Below are 18271 nucleotides of genomic sequence, written 5' to 3' on the forward strand. Positions count from 1 at the left end.
TATGCTGCAAAAGTACGCAAAAATACGGCTTATCACAACCCGGCGCGTACCTTCTGGCAGGGGAGGTTACCGCCGGAAAAAGGTCGCCGAATACCGGCTTATATTCCCCGCGTTGTCGGTTACTTCCACCTCCAGTTCACACTCCCGGGCATCGCCGATACGATCGTCGAAGTTATAGGTGATTGTACCGTCCTTGGGCTCGTATTCCATCAGGATCCACTTGCCGTTCAACGTGGCCGAATAGGAAGCGATGCCGCTGAGGTCGTCTGCAATCCGAAGGCTCAGGTAGCGATAGTTGGTAAGCCACTGCCGGTGCTTGAAATTGCGGGGCCGGATCGTGGGGGCAAGGGTATCGGTAGCCAGGGTAAATTCCCCGAGTTCCCTGCTGCGCATGCTGAAGGTGTTGCCCCTTTTGTACGTCCGGGTGTATCCGGGGTTGCCCCTCGAATCCAGCCGGGCGATAAACATCCGGGCGCGATCGGCCTCCGGGATGTGCGAAACATCAAAACTCAGGGTGAAATTCCGGTGGAGGGGCACGGTGGGCTTATGCAGTTTCACTGTATCCCCGTCGCTTCCAAGTTCCAGGTAGGTGTTCTGATAAAAGCTGCCGGCCGGAAAATAGGCCTGCGCCCTGCCCAGGTCAAAGCTCGCGGGTTTATCCGCCCGGATGAAGTAGGGGGTTTTCAGCTCATCCCCCCCGGACGGGGTTCCCGATTCGCCCCGCACCGGAACGGTCAGGATGGTTTCGTTCCCTGCCAGATCCGAGATTTCGATCCGTATTTCGTGCCGGCTCCCGGGCGATACCCGGATCTTCCCGTCGTCCTTGATTTCCTGATAGAGGCTGAGCCGGTTGCCGGAATCCCGGAAGCATTTCTGCACCCGCCGGTTGGTCGTGGCGTAGTACGGATAGTCGATCAGCGTATTGATGTACCGGGTTTCCCCGAAGGAGAATTTTTCAAAAACCAAATCCGAGCGGGTAGCCCCATCCACTTCCTGTCGAATGCGGTACACCCCGTTGCGGTTGGCTGCCAGGTCCTGCCGGTCGTAGGCCTGTACGCCGAGGCCAATGGTCCCGGAGGCCACCAGGGTATCCGCCAGGTAGGTGCCGTCTGCCTGCCTGCGCATCTGCAATTCCACGCGTTGGCCAACCCCGTTAACGTGGGCCCCATCGGACAGCGGGTAGGCAAATGCCGCCTCCAGGGTCGGGTTGGTGGCATCCCTGACGTCGATACCGTACAAGAGGGGGTTTGTGGGTTTCTCATCCACGCTGCTCCGGATTTCAAAATGCAGGTGCGGCCCCGAGGAACCCCCGGTATTGCCGGTATAGGCAATGATATCCCCTTTTTTAACAGGTACTTCCCCGTAGTCGGGAAAGGTCTCCACCTCATAGGAACGGCGTTTATACTGCAGGTCCTTGACGTATTCCTCAATGCCCGGGCCGTATTTCTGCAAGTGCGCATAGACGGAGGTATATCCGTTGGGATGCGCAATGTACAGGGCTTTTCCGTACCCCCAATGCCCAACCTTAATCCGGCTGACCGTACCATCCGCAATGGCCCGGACCGGCAGGCCCTGGCGTTGCTGGGTCTTGATGTCGATGCCCGCATGGAAGTGGTTTGAGCGCAATTCCCCGAAAGTCCCAGCCAGGATGATGGGGATATCCAGAGGGGGGTCGAACCGGGTTTCGGCCGGGGCGTATTGCGCCGGGGCATACAGGGATGCCAGTAGGATTAGCAAGGGGAGGATACGAGTCATAGCAAGGGAATTCCCTGCGAAATTAAGGATTCGGGCCGCAATAATGCAACATCGGGTAAAAACGAAGCCTGCGGGTGGCGTATGCCCCGCCGTCAGCGGCTTTACGCGCCGCAGGGGCGGAATAGTTGCAAAAAGTATTGCGAAGTCGCCCCCGGAGTGTTAACTTTGTGTAAATGCATTGAATTCTGCCCGGTGAGCGAAATGGTCGACATCGTTGACTCCCTCGAGAACAAGATCAGCAAGCTGTTGCGGAAACTCGAGTTGCTGCAACAGAGCAGGAAGAACTTGGAAGGGGAAGTTGCCGCGCTTAAGGAAGCGCGGGATACCGCCCGGGAAGCAGCCGACAAGTGGGAAGAGAAATACAATTCCCTGAAAATGGCGAATTCGATGCTGGGCAGTGAAACCAACAAATCAGAAGCCAAGCTCAAAATAAATGCGCTAATCAGGGAATTGGACCAGTGCATCGTTCAATTGGCTGAATAGCGACCAAGTTCAAACAAATGACCGAGAGGCTCAAGATAAAGCTATCCATAGCGGATCGCGTATACCCGCTGACGATCGACCCGGCCCAGGAAGAGGGCCTTCGGAAGGCGGCCAAGAATATTGAGCAACTCGCCAAAAAGTTCGAACAGAATTACGCCGTCCGCGACAAACAGGATGTACTGGCCATGTGCGCACTGCAGTTTGCATCTAAAATTGAGCAGGGGGGCATTGAGAAACAGGAAGACAACCAGGAAGTAGTCGAACGGCTCCGGTCGCTGGACAGCCTGATCGCTTCCACGCTGAGCGCGCAATAAGTTCTTTTACATAGCAATAGATACTGCCCACATTGGTATTATTTTTTTGACAAACTCAACATTACTTTAATTAGAAAGGGTGAGTTTAGGTTGTAAAAGCAAGCCTTCTTTGAAAGGATCCTTGAGCAATCTGTTAGCCCTAAACCTGTTTATAGGAGTTTGTACAAAACTTCCATCAATGTGGGCTTTTTTTATGCTTTCGGGGGTTGCCCGGAGGCGTATTCTGATTCAGGTGACACTGCCGGAACCGCAAACTAAATTGACAGATCATGGACATTACAACGATAGCCATCGCCCTGGTGGTTGGGTTGGGGATCGGTTTTGCCATTGCCAAGCTCCTTGAAAAAGGACAGGCTTCCAAGACCATTGCCGCGGCCAAAAAGGAATCCGCGGCCATCCTGAAGGATGCCCGGGCCGAAGGGGAGAATATCAAAAAAGAAAAGATTTACCAGGCCAAGGAGAAGTTCCTGGAGCTCAAGGCAGAGCACGAAAAAGTTATCCTCAGCAAAGACAAGAAGATCACGGAAGCCGAGAAAAGGACCCGCGACAAGGAATCCCAGGTAAGCAGCGAACTGGCGCGCAACAAAAAACTGAACGAAGAACTCGAAAAGCAGTTGGAGGAAATTGCCAGTAAACGGGAGTTCTTTGAGCGGAAACAGGGGGAACTCGAAAAACTGCACAACAGCCAGGTTCAACAGCTCGAAGTAATCTCGGGCCTCTCGGCCGAAGAAGCCAAGGGCCAGTTGCTCGAGTCTCTCAAGGAAACCGCTAAGACGGATGCCATGGCCTACCTGCAGACCACCCTTGAGGAAACCAAGATGACTGCCCAGCAGGAAGCCAAGAAAATCATCGTCAACACCATTCAGCGCATCGGCACCGAAGAGGCTATCGAGAATTGCGTTTCGGTTTTCAACCTGGAATCCGACGACGTCAAGGGTAGGATCATCGGGCGGGAAGGCCGGAATATCCGGGCACTGGAAGCCGCAACGGGTGTGGAAATCATCGTGGACGACACCCCGGAGGCCATCATCCTCTCCTGTTTTGATTCCGTCCGCAGGGAAGTGGCGCGTCTGTCCCTTCACAAGCTGGTCACCGACGGCCGGATCCATCCGGCGCGTATCGAGGAGATTGTCCGCAAGACCGAAAAGCAGATTGAACAGGAAATTGTCGAGGTAGGGAAGCGCACCGTGATCGACCTGGGCATCCACGGCCTCCACCCGGAACTCATCCGGACGGTGGGGCGGATGAAGTATCGCTCCTCCTACGGCCAAAACCTCCTGCAGCACTCCCGTGAGGTTGCCAAACTATGCGGGGTGATGGCTGCCGAGCTCGGGTTGAACCCGAAACTCGCCAAGCGGGCCGGCTTGTTGCACGATATCGGCAAGGTGCCGAACACGGAAACCGAACTGGAAACCCCCCACGCCATCCTCGGGATGCAGTGGGCCGAGAAATACGGGGAAAAGCCCGACGTGTGCAATGCCATCGGCGCCCACCACGACGAGATTGAAATGAAATCGCTGATCGCACCGGTGGTCCAGGTTTGCGATGCTATCAGCGGGGCGCGGCCGGGTGCACGGCGCCAGGTGCTCGACTCCTATATCCAGCGACTCAAGGATCTGGAGGAAATTGCCTTTGGCTTCGGGGGCGTCCAGAAGGCCTATGCGATCCAGGCGGGAAGGGAACTTCGCGTGATTGTGGAAAGCGAAAAAGTCAGCGACGAGAAGGCTGCCCAGTTGTCGTTTGAAATTTCCCAGAAGATCCAGACGGATATGACCTACCCGGGGCAGGTAAAAGTCACGGTAATCCGGGAAACGCGTTCGGTAAACGTGGCGAAGTAACCCCCACGGAGCCCGGGGCCTGATCAGATATTAACAAATTCATACCCGGCCCGCGGATCTTCCAGGAGGTCGGTTCCCCGGTCGTTCAGCAGGATGCCGTGTTCCAGCCAGGCCTTCAGGTTGGCCAACCAGAAAGTCCATCCCGTGCTGCAGCCGTAATGGTACATCAGTTTGCTTTTCTCGTCTGTGGGGATGTTGTATTGCCTCAGGCAAACCAGGACCCGGCCCGCGCCTTCCTTTAGGCTAACCCGAACCCGGCTATCGCCTGTGAAGCTGAAGGCGATGTGCTGTTTCCCATCGGCTTCCAGGAGGGTGCCGGTTTCTTCTCCGTCAAACTGGTGCCACTTCTAGGCGTATCGGTCGCCGGCCTGCACCGGCTCTTCAGGGCCGCGTCGGCTGCCGTCTGGCGCATGGTAGGCGGCTTCCCTGAGGAACCAGGAACAAATGCCCGCTTGTGTTGCCCAACTCGTGTAGATCCGTCCGAGCGGTGCGGCGATATAGATCTTTTTGGTGAATTCCTCAAAGGACAAAGCTTCCATATCAATTGGCTTTATGAGCTAGTTCGTAGGCGTGTGCCGCCCGTCCCAGGGCTGCCAGGAAGGGGATGCCGATTTCCTCGTACTCGTACTGGTCGTCGTTGAAGACCCCGTTTTCATTGACCAGGATGGTGGCCGTAAGCAGGAATTCCACGTCGTTTTCCCGATCCGTGATATACGCGCAGTCCGTCAATGTCCCGTAGGCAAACCCCACCTTGTTGTAGATCCGGACCGTTTCGGGGATACGCGCCTCCGAGTCGCCAAACATGAAAAATTTGCAATAACCGTCCGGGTAGAGGGCTTCCTCGTATCCGGCTTCCCTAGGCAACCGGGACATCGCCTCCATAAGGAATTCCCGTTGTTCCCCGGTAATCCGGAATCGCTGCCCCTCCGGGAAATTCCCAGGAAAGACCACGCGTTTCAACAAGCCGTCCAGGGTGGTTAGGGGCAGGTAGTTTTTCAGGCCGAAATCGAAGGGTTTTTCAACGAGCCTGCCATCCTCCATATACCCGAATCCCTTGCGAATACCTGCGAGTTCCAGTCTTTTTGGGGGTTGATTCTGAATCGGGCGGGACTGGGCCGTCACCGTATCGTTGCGATAAATTACCAGGGGCTGTGTGGTTGTTTCGTCCCGGTGGTACCCCAACCGGTGCGATATCCGGGCAGGGCCTGCCTGCTTTTCCGCCAGGCCCGCATTGATGGCATCCTGCCCCAGGAATTCAAACAGCCGGTTGTTTGCGTGGTTGTCGCTTACGGCAAAAACAGCCCGGATATCCCCGGCAAAGGTCTCCTCCACGCTGTCCCCCTCGATGTAGTACCTCGTATGGCGGTCCAGGCTGTCCAGCCGTGCGAGCTTCTCCAGGGCCAGGACAGCGATCGGGAACTTCACTGTGCTGGCCGGGTAGTGGTATGATGTTGCGTCCACCCGGTAGTCGTAGGGCGCCAGCCGGACGGAATCCCCGTTTCTGAATATTCGCGTATACCGGACCTGTACCTCAAATTTATCGGGGTTTGCCATCACCCGGGCGATGGCCGGGTCGTCGGAGGCCAGGATGGTTTCCAGCGGGTCCCTGTCTGTTTGGCGCCCGGTTCCTGAACAGCCCGATACCATCAGCACGGCCGCCCAAAAGAGTATTTGGAAGTGCCTGTTGCATGCTGTCTTGTCGCCTTTCATGTCACTGGCCCGCTACGGACTCCCCGGTTTCCGCAAATCGCTTGAAATCCTCCAGATACTTCTGGGATTGTTTCCTGAACGCCCCGGGCATCAGCCACCCCATCAGCTTCATCCCGAAAGAGGAAAACTGGAATTCCGATTCGGAAATCCATTTGGAGGTGTTTGCATCCACCTCCTTAAAATAGTTTTTCTGGATATTGTGCACCCCCTTGGTATCGTAGGTGGTGTGCAATTCATGGGGCGGGTTGTACTTGATAAGGGTCTCCACCATCACCAGGTGGCGTTTGCCCATTTGGTAGGCGAGCTCCATCTGGGCGCCTTCCTGTCGGGGTTGCCCGGAAATTTGTTTGTAAGACTCCAGGCCCCGTTGCCAGTGTTTCATGTTTTCCGGGTTATCCAGTATGGCCACCATGCGGTCCCTGGGCAGGTCTATGGTGATTTCGCAAGTGTATTTCATGGGAGCGCTTTAATCCCTAAGGTACTAAATTTTACCTTTTTTGGGGTGCTGATAAAAATGTGTTAATCCACAGGGGGGCGGTTTGCCCATGCGCCTGATATTCTTATTTTTGCCCGATGCGCATTGAGATACCCGCCACCCGTCTTACCTGGTCCTTCCCGGTTTTCGCGATCGCTGCGATGGCCCTCTGGGGTTGCGATTCTTTGTTTAACAAGGAAACCGAGAAGACACCCCTGGCGCGGGTAGGGGAAGAAATTCTGTACCGCGAAGATATCGTCCCCCTGGTGGACCCCGGGCTGAATCCTTCGGACAGCGCCTCGCTTGTCAACAACCTGATTACCAACTGGGCTACCGAGCAACTCCTGATGCAAAAGGCGCGGATGAACCTGCCCGCTGCTCAGATCGAGGAATTCGAGGCCCTGATTTTCGAATACCGGGCGGACCTCTATACCCGGGCCTACAAGGAGGCCCTCGTCGCCCAGGAGGCGGATACGGTGGTGAACCCCGTGGAACTGCAGGAATTCTACGAAAATGAGAAGGAGAACTTCCGACTCCAGGAGAAAATTGTGCAGCTGCGGTTTCTGGAGCTGCCCCCCCAGTTTATCAACCGGGAGGAGGTCACCGAGCGCCTGAGGCGCTTTGATTCGGAAGACCAGCGCTTTCTGGATAGCGTGGGGGTACAGTTCCGCAAGCTGAATTTTAACGATTCCATCTGGGTGCCTGCCTCCCGCGTTATCGAGGAGATCCCACCCCTGACCTTTGAAAATGAGGGCGAATACTTAAAAAAATCACAATTTTTTGAACTCGAAGACGATGCCGGGGTATATTTGGCTGAAGTGCGGGACGTCATGGAAGTAGATGCCATAGCCCCGCTATCCTACATAGAGCCCACAATCCGACAGGTGCTGCTCAACCGCAGGAAGCTGGGTTACCTCAGGCGTCTGGAAAACGAGTTGATCGACGAAGCCATTCAACAAAATGAATTACAGATTTATGAAGCGAATGAATAGATGCGTTTGGATAGTATTATTTGCCCTGGGCCTTTCGAGCCTGCAGGCGCAGGTACGCGATTCCATCCCGGATACCCAGATAGAACCCCCACAGGAAGATGTTGCGCCCCGGGAACTGGCTTCCCTGGACCCGCCGGCCACTACCGGTGAGCGCAGGAAGCTCGACGGGATTGCCGCCGTGGTGGGGGATTACGTGATCTTGGACTCCGATGTGGAAAAAACGATGATCGACCTGAAGAACCAGGGGGCTACCGACGCAGAGATTGACGACTGCAGCCTGCTGGGCAAATTGATGGAGGACCGCCTCTATGCGCACCAGGCCGTACAGGACAGCATCCTGGTTTCCGATGACGAGGTCTACGCCCAGAGCGACCGCTACCTCCAGCAACTCGAACAGCGCCTCGGTTCCATGGAGAAATTGCTGCAATTCTACAACAAGGAATCCGCCGAGGACCTCCGCGAGGAACTCTTCCAAATCAATAAGCTGCAGATGCTCTCCCAGAAGATGCAGCAGAAAGTAGTGGGGGACATCAAAGTGACCCCCGAGGAGGTCCGGCAGTTTTTCCGGTCCATCCCGGAGGATGAAAAACCCGTATTCGGGGCCGAGCTGGAGATTGCCCAGATCGTCATCAAGCCCGAGGTCCCGGAGGCCGAAAAACAAAAGGTCATCGACCAGTTAAACGCCATCAAGGCGGATGTGGAGGATAATGACGCGAATTTTCGGGTAAAGGCGATCCTCTATACGGAGGATGAGGCCTCCCGTAGCAATGGGGGGATGTACACGATGACCCGGCAGACGCAGTTTGTCAAGGAATTCAAGGACGTGGCCTTCAGCCTGCAGGAAGGGGAGATCTCGGAACCTTTTGAAACCCAGTTTGGCTTCCATATTCTCATGGTGGAAAAGATCCGCGGGCAGGAACTCGATGTGCGGCACATCCTGATCCGGCCGGAGGTTCCCCAGGCCGCCCTGGAGGAGGCCCGGAAAAAACTGGACACCATCCGCCAGCACGTAATTGACGGCAAGTATACCTTTGCCGAGGCCGCCCGGAATTTTTCGGACGAAAAGGAAACCAAGTTTGAAGGGGGGCAGTTGCGGAACCCGGAGACTTTCGATACCCGCTTTGAACTGACGCGTATGGACCCGGCGCTCTACAACCAGGTCCGGAACCTGAAAGACAACGAAATATCGCGACCCATCCTGGAGGAAGACCCCCGGGGCGGCACGGCCAGCTACAAGATTCTGATGGTGACCAACCGGTTCGACGAACACGAGGCGGATTTCTCCAGGGATTACCTGAAGATCCAGGAACTGGCCCTGCGCGACAAGCAGTTCCGGGCCATCACCGACTGGATCGCCGAACATATAGACGACACGTACATCAGTGTCAACGGGGAGTATCGCCAATGCGACTTCTCGAATAACTGGCTAAAGCAGTAACATGTCGGACGTAGCTGCCATTGAACGGCTGGTTGAAAAACACCGGGCGCTGAAAAAGGAAATTGCACGGGTCATCGTGGGCCAGGACCTGGTGATCGACCAGATCCTCTGGAGTATCTACACCGGGGGGCATTCCCTTTTGATCGGGGTGCCGGGGCTCGCCAAGACCCTCATGGTAAATACGATTGCCCAAACCCTGGGGCTGGACTTCAAACGGATCCAGTTTACGCCGGACCTGATGCCCAGCGATATCCTCGGAAGCGAGGTGCTGGACCAGAACCGGAATTTTATCTTTGTAAAGGGCCCTGTATTTGCCAATATCATCCTGGCCGATGAAATCAACCGGACGCCCCCGAAGACGCAGGCTGCCCTGCTCGAGGCCATGCAGGAACGGGCGGTGACCATTACCGGGAAACAATATAAGCTGGACCAGCCCTATTTTGTGCTGGCCACCCAAAACCCCATTGAGCAGGAGGGGACCTACCCGCTGCCGGAAGCCCAGCTCGACCGTTTCATGTTTGCCATTGAACTGAAGTACCCGAGCGTGGAAGAGGAAATCACCGTGGTGCAGACTACCACGGACGACCGCACCACCGAGGTGCGCACCTTGTTCCAGGCCGATGAAATCCTGGAGGTCCAGCACCTGATCCGTCGCATTCCCGTTCCCGACAACGTGGTGCGTTATGCCGTGGAGCTCGTCCACAAGACCCGTCCCGGACAGCCCGGGGCGTCCGAACTGGTGAATCAGTACCTGGACTGGGGTGCGGGCCCCCGGGCCTCCCAGAACCTGGTTCTGGCCGCCAAGGCCCATGCGGCCGTAGACGGCAGATTTTCCCCGGATATCGCGGACGTACAGGCAGTTGCGATGGGCATTCTCAGGCACCGCATCCTCAGAAACTACAAAGCGGAGGCGGAGGGAATCTCCGATGAGGATATCATCGGACAGTTACTCTGAAGCGAAATCGCCGCTGAGGTCGCATGAAATCGGTGTTTTGGCGCTTTTATAGTTTCAATTCCCTTGGGTTTTTACTATTTTTGGAGCTAGGCAAACAAGTAAAAACCAATAGCACATGGCATTTGATATAGACATGATTAAAGAGGTCTACAAGGCCTTTCCCGGACGCGTCGATGCGGCCCGTGAACTGGTCGGAAGGCCGCTCACCCTTTCGGAGAAAATCCTTTATGCGCACCTTTGGGACGGAAAGACCTCCCAGGCGTTTGTCAGGGGGAAGGATTACGTGGACTTCGCTCCGGACCGCGTAGCATGTCAGGATGCCACTGCACAAATGGCGCTGCTGCAATTTATGCACGCCGGAAAGCCCTCGGTTGCCGTCCCCACCACGGTGCACTGCGACCACCTGATCCAGGCCAAGGTTGGGGCAAAGAAAGACCTGATCCGCGCCAATGAAACCAGCAACGAGGTTTTCGACTTCCTGGAATCGGTCTCCAATAAATACGGTATCGGCTTCTGGAAGCCCGGGGCCGGGATCATCCACCAGGTAGTGCTGGAAAACTACGCATTTCCCGGTGGGATGATGATCGGGACGGATTCCCATACGGTAAATGCCGGCGGACTTGGGATGGTTGCCATCGGGGTCGGCGGGGCAGACGCCGTCGATGTGATGGCCGGCATGCCCTGGGAGTTGAAATTCCCGAAACTCATCGGGGTGAAACTGACCGGTAAGCTGTCCGGGTGGACGGCCCCCAAAGACGTTATCCTGAAAGTAGCGGATATCCTGACCGTGAAGGGCGGAACAGGAGCGATCATTGAATATTTCGGGGAAGGGGCCACTTCCATGTCCTGTACGGGCAAGGGCACCATCTGCAATATGGGGGCCGAAGTAGGGGCCACCACCTCCACCTTCGGTTACGACGATTCCATGGACCGCTACCTGCGGGCAACGGACCGGGCCGATGTGGCGGACGCGGCTAAGGAGATCGCCCCGTATCTCACGGCCGACCCGGCCGTGTACCAGGAGCCTGAAAAATATTTTGACCAGGTCATCGAGATTGACCTGGATACCCTGGAACCCCACCTGAACGGGCCGTTTACCCCGGACCTCGCCACCCCGATTTCCAAGATGGGGGAGGCTGCCAGGGAGAACGACTGGCCGCTCCGCGTGGAGTACGGCCTGATAGGATCCTGTACGAACTCCTCCTACGAAGATATTTCGCGGGCTGCTTCCCTGGCCCAGCAGGTTTCCGACAAGAAACTGAAGACTAAATCCAATTTTACGATTACCCCGGGTTCCGAGCAAGTCCGGTACACCATTGAACGGGACGGGTACATCGATACCTTCAACAATATCGGGGCCACGGTATTTGCCAATGCCTGCGGCCCGTGTATCGGTATGTGGGACCGCTACGGTGACAACGCCTCGGACGGCCCCAGGAATACGATTGTCCACTCGTTTAACCGGAACTTTGCCAAGCGGGCGGACGGCAACCCGAATACGCTGGCCTTTGTGGGTTCCCCGGAACTGGTAACGGCCATTGCCATTGCGGGCCGTTTGGATTTCAACCCGATCACCGATACGCTGATCAATGAAGACGGGGAGGAAGTAAAGCTCGACGAACCGAGGGGCTACGAATTGCCGCCGAAAGGTTTTGCCGTGGAGGATGCCGGGTATGTGGCGCCCAAAGAAGACGGCAGCAGCGTGGAGGTGAAGGTTGCCGGTGATTCAGAGCGCTTGCAATTGCTGGATCCCTTTGAGCCGATCGCCCCCGAAAGCCTGCAGGGGATGAAACTGCTGATCAAAGCCTTCGGAAAGTGCACCACGGACCATATTTCCATGGCCGGGCCATGGCTGCGGTTCCGGGGGCACCTGGACAATATCGCGAACAACACGTTGATTGGCGCCGTCAATGCCTTCAACAAAAAGACGAATTTTGTCAAAAACCAGCTCACCGGCGAATACGGCGGGGTGCCGGACACCCAGCGCGCCTACAAGGCCGCGGGCATTAAAACCCTGGTGGTGGGAGACCACAATTACGGGGAAGGGTCTTCCCGGGAGCACGCGGCCATGCAGCCGCGCCACCTGGGGGTTGCAGCCGTATTGGTGAAATCATTCGCCCGGATTCACGAAACGAACCTCAAGAAGCAGGGGATGCTGGCGCTGACCTTCGCCGACGAGTCGGATTACGACAAAATCCAGGAGGACGATACCTTCAACTTTACGGATATCCGGGATTTTGCGCCGGATAAGCCCCTGACCCTCGAGGTGGTCCACCAGGACGGAAGAAAGGACACAATCAAGGCAAACCACACGTATAATGCCACGCAGATTGCCTGGTTCCGAGAAGGATCGGCCCTGAATGTGATTAAAAAGGAAAACGCCTGATACCGGCACGAACTGAGACGCCCCCGGAAACGGGGGCTTTTTTATTCCCGGGGAACAGCCTATGAAAATCCGCCGAAAAACTTTCTTCAACATCCTCCTGATTGGCTTTGTCCTCTCGTTTTTTGTCACCCCCCTGGGGACGTATTCTAAGGTTTGGCTTATGCAGTTGTTTTCTTTCGCCCCCGACCCGATCGAAATCGGGGAGCGGCAGCGGATCCCCACCTATGAATGGAAACTCAAGGATGCGGAGTGGGATTTTTTTAATTTCGAACAGGCAAAAGGCCACGTGGTCCTGGTAGAATTTTGGGCGTCCTGGCGGCTTCCCTGCCTGCCGGAATTACAAGGTATCCAGGCATTGTACGAAGCGTACGGGGACCGCGTGCAATTCTACATCATAACGGATGAGGAACGGGAACCCGTGGAAGCCTTTATGGAGGAGCACGGTTTCACCTTTCCGGTTACCTACCGGATCGTCGGCGAACCCGCTCCCCTGGATGTTTCCAAACAGCCGAGTTCGTACCTCATCGACCGGGAGGGATTTATCGTAGTGGCGGAAGACAAGCTGGTGGACTGGGATTCCGGCAAAAGCCGGGAACTGCTCGACAGGCTTCTTTCCGGGGACTAGAAAACGAGGCTTAAGGCCCGGTAACCCCCGCGCTGGACAGTTCAGACCAGCTGGCGGTATTTGCAAGAGAATTAGGCAGGGGGGGCGGTCAGGTCTTCCGGAAATACTTAAATGGGACAAACAGCATCCCGAAGCATTCCCCTTCCTCTTTTCCCAGGTGCTTGTGGTGGATTTTATGGGCCCTGCGGATACCCCGCGCGTACCAGTTATTCGCATTGCGAAAGAGCTTGAACCGCTGATGGATAAAGATATCGTGTACGATAAAGTAGGCAATCCCGTAAGCGAGGATGCCCAGGCCGATGGGCCACCCCTGCCAGAATCCCGTGTTCACGGCGGCCCCGATAAAGGTCATGGAGACTATCGCATAAAATAGAAAGAAGGCGTCGTTTCGCTCAAACCAACTGTCGTGGTCCTTTTTATGGTGGTCCTTATGAAGGCTCCAGAGGAAACCGTGCATGATATATTTATGCGTAAACCAGGCCATGAATTCCATGAAGCAGAAGGTGGCCAGGAAAATTGCGATCCAAATCAAGACTGTCATCATACCAAATTTAACCGATATTTTACATATGAACGGGCCAGCAGCCCGACTTTCTGATAATTCGGGACCCGGATCCGGGCATGCCGCAACTCCACGGAGGGAGTCCGCTGCAGTTTATGCAGAAGTTTTGAGTAATAGCGGTAGGCCATATATACCCCGAACTTCGAATCCCCGGGGAGTTTGAGGATTCCCCGGTAGCCTTTTCTGAAATCCTCCTCAATCTCCTGCACGATCCGGGCTTTCGACTCCTCATCGAGTTCCAGCAGATTCGTATTCGGGAAATAGGTGCGCTCCAGGCCGTCGTAATCCGCCCGCAGGTCGCGGAGGAAATTCACCTTCTGGAAAGCCGATCCCAGGGCCATGGCCGATTCGCGGAGTTGCTCATAGCGCTCCTTATCGCCTTTGACGAAGACGCACAGGCACATCAGCCCCACCACATCGGCTGAACCGTAGATATATTCCTTGTATTCTTCCTCGCTGCGATACACCTTCTTGTGGAGGTCCATCCGCATGCTCCTGAGGAAGGAATCCACCAGGTGGCGGGGGATTTCGTATTTGTGATAGGTGGCCTGGAAGGCATTCAGGATGGGGTTCAGGCTGATGCGTTCCTGCAGGGCCAGGTCCAGGTCGCGCTCAAACCGACTCAGGAGGGTTGCCTTGTCGTAATCGTGGAACGAGTCTACAATCTCGTCGGCAAAGCGGACAAAGCCGTATATGTTGTAAATATCCTGTCGGATCCCCTTGGCCAGCATTTTGGTGGCCAGGGAGAAGGACGTGCTGTACCGGTTGGTGGTCAGCTTGCTGCAAGCCTCCGAGACGGTGTCGAAAAGTGCCTTCATCGTTGCGTTACCTGTTGTGTTTGACAATCATTTCGGAAACTAGTTTTCCGGAGATCAGGGCGGGCGGAACACCGGGTCCCGGAACCGTAAGCTGCCCGGAGAAATACAGATTCCCGACCCTGCTACTTTTCAGGCGGGGTCTGAGGAACGCCGTTTGTCGCAGCGTATTGGCCATCCCATATGCATTCCCCTTGTAGGAATTATACCGGCTGGCAAAATCCGACACGCAGAAGCTTTCTCTAAATATAATGTTATTTCTCACCTCCTGGCCGGTGAGGCGCTCAAAACGATTGAGGATCCGATCCGCATACTCCTCGCGCAATGCGGGGGTGTCTTCAAGTCCGGGGGCCAGGGGAACCAGGAAAAACCCGGTCTCTTTTCCATCCGGGGCCATGCCGGGGTCTGTTACCGAGGGAAAATTGGCATAGAACAACGGGGATTCCGGCCACCTGGGGTCGTCGTAAATTTCCCGTGCATGCTGCCCGAAATCCGTATCGAAAAACAGGTTGTGGTGTTGCACCCCCTTTAATTTGGAATCAAATCCGATATAGAATAGCAGTGCGGAAGGTGCGAACACCCGTTTGTCCCACCAGGATTCGGTGTATTGACGATGGGATTTGGGCAACAATTGTTCCGTATGGTGGTAATCCGCCCCGCTCAGCACGCCGTCCGCCCGGACCTCCTTTCCATTGACGGTAATGCCGGTTGCCTGGCCGTTTTGCAGCAGGATACCATCTACCGGGGCGTTTAAGTGAAACTCCACCCCCAGGGATTCCGCGAGTTCCACCATGGCCTGGACCACCCGGTACATTCCCCCCCTGGGATGCCAGGTCCCCAGACCGAAATCCGCAAAATTCATAAAGCTGTAAAATGCCGGGGTCACCGAGGGTTTGGCACCCAGGAACAATACGGGGAATTCCAGGATGGATACGAGTTTCGGGTTTTTGAATTCCCGCCGTACCTCCCGGCTGATTGTACTGAAGAACTGGCCGATATGGCGAACGGTTTGGGTCGTTACGAGTTCCAGGGGGGAAACGCCCGGTTTGTAGACCATCTGGTTGATGGCGATATCGTAGTTCGATTGTGCCTTTTGAATGAATTTTTTAAGGGGTTTCGAACTGCCGGGTTCAATGCGTTCGAATTCCAGGCATATCTGATCGAGCGCCCCGCCGATGGTGACGGTTTCATCCGCGAAAAAAACCTGGTAGGCCGGATCGAGCCGGTCCAGTTGATAATACTCCTCCGGCGATTTATCGAAGTCGCCGAAAAACTTTTCAAAGATATCCGGCATCCAGTACCAGCTGGGCCCCATATCGAAAGTGAACCCGTCGCGTTCCAACCGGGAGGCGCGGCCTCCCAATTGTTCGTTTTTTTCGTAAACATGCACGCTGTATCCGCTTTTGGCCAGATAACAGGCGGCCGAAAGGGACGAAAAGCCCGATCCGATAACAGCAATTTTTTGGTGCATGTGCGTATACTCGCCTTTTGTTTATACCCCCGTCAGCAGTTCTTCGATGGAATTAAAAGCGCGGACGCCTTTCGGCAACTGGCTTTTTTCCAGATCCTGTACCTGCCGCCCCAGAATCCATAATTCGCTGCCGTTTATCATGAGGTGCGCCTCCCTGAATGTTTCCAAATAATCGGGGATGTCCTCCAGGGCCGGCAGGACCGTGAAGTAGGATATATATACCGGGTGCTCCACATAACCCTTCAGGTCCGACAAGTTTTCCATCGGAATGGTCGGGCCCAGGTAAACCGTCCGGTAGCCGTGCATCAGCAATTCGTAATTGAGGAACAGCAAACCGATTTCATGGATTTCATTTTCGGGGAGGTAGAGGATGAACGTCTTATCCCTGCGGGTGGGTTCTATGGTGTGCAGCTTTTCCGTACAGGTATAGATTTTCTGTTTGATCAGGTGCGTGATGAAATGTTCGTGGGCAGGTGAGATCGTATCGGTTTGCCAGAGCAGCCCGAGTTCGTCCAGCAACGGCAGGAAGACCTCCCAGAAAATTTCCCGGAACGACTTTTCCGCCGACAGGCTCGCGTAGGTCCGTTGGAACATGGAGAGGTCAAAATTGATCATCGCGAGTTTAAACGCATTGATCGCATGGCTCTTGACACTCTTCTCGGCTACCAGTTCCCGAACATGCTGCGGGATTTCCTCCTCGGGGATTTCTGCAATCTTCGAAATCTTAAGGCCGTTGTTGTACAGCAGGGTAACGTTCAGGAGTTTTTGGAGGCTCGAAAGGCTGTACGTACGGATATTGGTTGCCGTCCGCTCGGGTTCCAGCAGGTTGTAACGCTTTTCCCAAATGCGAATAGTATGCGCCTTGATCCCGCTGAGGTTTTCAAGGTCCCGGATGCCGAAAGATTGCTTAACGCTGTTCATTTATTTTAAAAGAAACTTAAACAAAAGTATTAAAATTAGGGATACGCTGTACACCCCGGGCGTTAAAATATCGATAAAATCGGTTGTTTCCGGCGCTGGCAATACTTTTTAAAGGTTCAACACTTTATGAAAATCGGCGGTCCGGACTGAAGGATTCCAGGGACAGGGAGGGGCTTTTGCCCGATATCACCTCGGCGATCAGTTTCCCGGTGACCGGTCCGAGGCTCCATCCCATCATGGCGTGTCCGGTGGCAAGGGAGAGGTTTTTCCAACGGGAAGTCCTGCCGATGTAGGGCATGCCATCCGGGGTTACCGGCCGGAGCCCGCAGGCAGCTTGTTGCATCTCTTCATCAGTGACCCGAAGTTCCGGGTAATAGGCAGCGGCAGACTGGGCTATAGCGGCCACCCGGTTGGGCCGGATATCGTGGTTGATGCCCGAGAATTCCATGGTTCCGGCCAGACGCGTAAAACCGCGCATCGGTGTTACGGCTACCTTGGATTCCATCAGGACTGCCGGGTAGCGCACCGGGGTTTCCCGATGCAGGTCTATCCGGTAGCCTTTCCCGGCCTGGAGGGAGAGATTCAGATCCAGGCGGGAGGCGAGTTCCGGGCTCCAGGAGCCTGCGGCCAGGACCACTTCGTCCGCCGGAAATTCCCGTTGGCCCGAAGTGACAGAGAGGATTTGATCGGATTTTGTCGTGAATCCATCCGCAGGTGTTCCCGGTACCAGGCGCACCCCGGATTTTTCCAGGAAAGCCTTCAGTTTTGGCATAATTTCCACGGGCGTGGTGTGGCCGTCGCACAGGTAATGGATGGCACCTTCAATATCCGGGCTCAGTCCGGGTTGCAGGGCGTCCAGTTCTTTTCGCGTAAGCGCGTCGGCTTCCAAACCGAGATCTTTGGCGCGGTCCATTACCCGGCGTTCCGAATGGGCGGCTGCCAGCGTTTTGTAAAGCATCAACAGGCCCGAGCGTTCCAGTTGGAAGTCCCCCAGGTCGCCGCTGTTGCGGAGTTCCTGATAGAGTTCCCGGCTGAGGACGTTGATCTCCGCAATCAGGGGCATCGCCCGGGCCACCCGGCCCGGGGTAGCCGACCGGTAAAAGTACCAGGCCCACCTGAAGAACTCCGGGTCCCACCGGGGTTTCATGTAGAAGGGACTGCTGCTGTTAAACATCCACATCAGGCCTTTGCGGATCATCCCGGGGGCTGCCAGCGGCACGATGTGGCTGGGTGTCAGGAACCCGGCATTTACATACGACGCCCCGGCATCCATGCCGGATTGATCGATTACAGTGACCTCATGGCCGTCGCGGTACAGGTAGTAGGCGCTGCACAGGCCCATAATACCCCCGCCGATAACGACGATTTGTTTTCCCATTGGCATTTCGGATTCAAGGGCCTAAGGTAAGGAATCGGGCGAAATGCGAATATCATTCGGATCGACTGGGGTACCTTCGCTGCGCTCTGCAGCCCCCCACTGGGGTACCTTCGCTGCGCTCTGCAGCCCCCCACTGGGGTACCTTCGCTGCGC

The 18271-nt window shown here is 55.6% G+C and carries 18 protein-coding genes and 1 other RNA gene; 9 read left to right on the forward strand and 10 right to left on the reverse strand.

What is annotated here, in order from left to right:
- Positions 1-66: 66 nt before the first annotated feature.
- Complete coding sequence (locus tag AC3DKS_RS12110) at positions 67-1755, reverse strand: M23 family metallopeptidase (RefSeq protein ID WP_474731803.1); 1689 nt, start codon at positions 1753-1755, stop codon at positions 67-69.
- 192 nt (positions 1756-1947) lie between these two features.
- On the opposite strand from AC3DKS_RS12110, the gene AC3DKS_RS12115 reads away from it, so the two are divergent.
- The 4 genes from AC3DKS_RS12115 to rny all read left to right on the forward strand — a co-directional run bounded on the left by AC3DKS_RS12115 (position 1948) and on the right by rny (position 4390).
- Entirely contained in the window at positions 1948-2238 is a 291-nt protein-coding gene (locus tag AC3DKS_RS12115; protein WP_041327102.1) for a hypothetical protein, read from the forward strand.
- Between the two features lie 17 nt (positions 2239-2255).
- Positions 2256-2552 carry a cell division protein ZapA gene (locus AC3DKS_RS12120; RefSeq protein WP_015754327.1) on the forward strand — a complete coding sequence of 99 codons (297 nt, stop codon included), beginning with the start codon at positions 2256-2258 and terminating at the stop codon, positions 2550-2552.
- Positions 2553-2605: 53 nt separating this feature from the next.
- A non-coding RNA gene (ssrS, locus tag AC3DKS_RS12125) (6S RNA) lies at positions 2606-2713 on the forward strand.
- A 108-nt stretch (positions 2714-2821) separates the two neighbouring features.
- Entirely contained in the window at positions 2822-4390 is a 1569-nt protein-coding gene (gene rny, locus AC3DKS_RS12130) for a ribonuclease Y (protein ID WP_015754328.1), read from the forward strand.
- Positions 4391-4413: 23 nt separating this feature from the next.
- Here rny and AC3DKS_RS12135 read toward each other — a convergent pair whose 3' ends face one another.
- From AC3DKS_RS12135 to AC3DKS_RS12150, 4 genes are all read right to left on the reverse strand, one after another.
- Positions 4414-4698 carry an SRPBCC domain-containing protein gene (locus AC3DKS_RS12135; protein ID WP_474731818.1) on the reverse strand — a complete coding sequence of 95 codons (285 nt, stop codon included), beginning with the start codon at positions 4696-4698 and terminating at the stop codon, positions 4414-4416.
- Between the two features lie 39 nt (positions 4699-4737).
- Complete coding sequence (locus AC3DKS_RS12140; protein ID WP_474731805.1) at positions 4738-4929, reverse strand: hypothetical protein; 192 nt, start codon at positions 4927-4929, stop codon at positions 4738-4740.
- A gap of 1 nt (position 4930) precedes the next feature.
- Entirely contained in the window at positions 4931-6037 is a 1107-nt protein-coding gene (locus tag AC3DKS_RS12145; RefSeq protein WP_474731820.1) for a serine hydrolase, read from the reverse strand.
- Positions 6038-6101: 64 nt separating this feature from the next.
- The gene (locus AC3DKS_RS12150) at positions 6102-6557 is read right to left on the reverse strand and encodes an SRPBCC family protein (protein WP_015754331.1); all 456 of its coding nucleotides are present in this window, start codon (positions 6555-6557) and stop codon (positions 6102-6104) included.
- A 116-nt stretch (positions 6558-6673) separates the two neighbouring features.
- Here AC3DKS_RS12150 and AC3DKS_RS12155 point away from each other — a divergent pair, with 116 nt between their 5' ends.
- The 5 genes from AC3DKS_RS12155 (at position 6674) to AC3DKS_RS12175 (ending at position 12971) form a co-directional block, all read left to right on the forward strand.
- Positions 6674-7567 (forward strand): peptidyl-prolyl cis-trans isomerase, encoded by an 894-nt coding sequence (locus tag AC3DKS_RS12155; protein ID WP_474731807.1) that lies wholly within the window; start codon positions 6674-6676, stop codon positions 7565-7567.
- Positions 7560-9005 (forward strand): peptidylprolyl isomerase, encoded by a 1446-nt coding sequence (locus AC3DKS_RS12160; RefSeq protein ID WP_015754333.1) that lies wholly within the window; start codon positions 7560-7562, stop codon positions 9003-9005. The genes AC3DKS_RS12155 and AC3DKS_RS12160 overlap by 8 nt, the downstream gene beginning before the upstream one ends.
- A 1-nt stretch (position 9006) precedes the next feature.
- On the forward strand, positions 9007-9960 hold the full coding sequence (locus AC3DKS_RS12165) for an AAA family ATPase (protein ID WP_015754334.1): 954 nt from the start codon (positions 9007-9009) through the stop codon (positions 9958-9960).
- Positions 9961-10075: 115 nt separating this feature from the next.
- Complete coding sequence (locus AC3DKS_RS12170; protein WP_474731809.1) at positions 10076-12346, forward strand: aconitate hydratase; 2271 nt, start codon at positions 10076-10078, stop codon at positions 12344-12346.
- 61 nt (positions 12347-12407) lie between these two features.
- Complete coding sequence (locus tag AC3DKS_RS12175) at positions 12408-12971, forward strand: TlpA family protein disulfide reductase (protein WP_474731811.1); 564 nt, start codon at positions 12408-12410, stop codon at positions 12969-12971.
- 88 nt (positions 12972-13059) lie between these two features.
- Here the strand turns inward: AC3DKS_RS12175 and AC3DKS_RS12180 are convergent, their stop codons facing one another.
- The 5 genes from AC3DKS_RS12180 to AC3DKS_RS12200 form a co-directional block, all read right to left on the reverse strand.
- On the reverse strand, positions 13060-13512 hold the full coding sequence (locus AC3DKS_RS12180) for a sterol desaturase family protein (protein ID WP_474731813.1): 453 nt from the start codon (positions 13510-13512) through the stop codon (positions 13060-13062).
- Positions 13512-14351 carry a phytoene/squalene synthase family protein gene (locus AC3DKS_RS12185; RefSeq protein WP_015754338.1) on the reverse strand — a complete coding sequence of 280 codons (840 nt, stop codon included), beginning with the start codon at positions 14349-14351 and terminating at the stop codon, positions 13512-13514. The genes AC3DKS_RS12180 and AC3DKS_RS12185 overlap by 1 nt, the downstream gene beginning before the upstream one ends.
- 7 nt (positions 14352-14358) lie before the next feature.
- Complete coding sequence (locus AC3DKS_RS12190) at positions 14359-15819, reverse strand: phytoene desaturase family protein (RefSeq protein ID WP_015754339.1); 1461 nt, start codon at positions 15817-15819, stop codon at positions 14359-14361.
- Between the two features lie 21 nt (positions 15820-15840).
- The gene (locus AC3DKS_RS12195; RefSeq protein WP_015754340.1) at positions 15841-16740 is read right to left on the reverse strand and encodes a MerR family transcriptional regulator; all 900 of its coding nucleotides are present in this window, start codon (positions 16738-16740) and stop codon (positions 15841-15843) included.
- Positions 16741-16864: 124 nt separating this feature from the next.
- On the reverse strand, positions 16865-18118 hold the full coding sequence (locus AC3DKS_RS12200) for an NAD(P)/FAD-dependent oxidoreductase (protein WP_015754341.1): 1254 nt from the start codon (positions 18116-18118) through the stop codon (positions 16865-16867).
- Positions 18119-18271: the final 153 nt, after the last annotated feature.

The organism is Robiginitalea sp. (assembly GCF_982776155.1).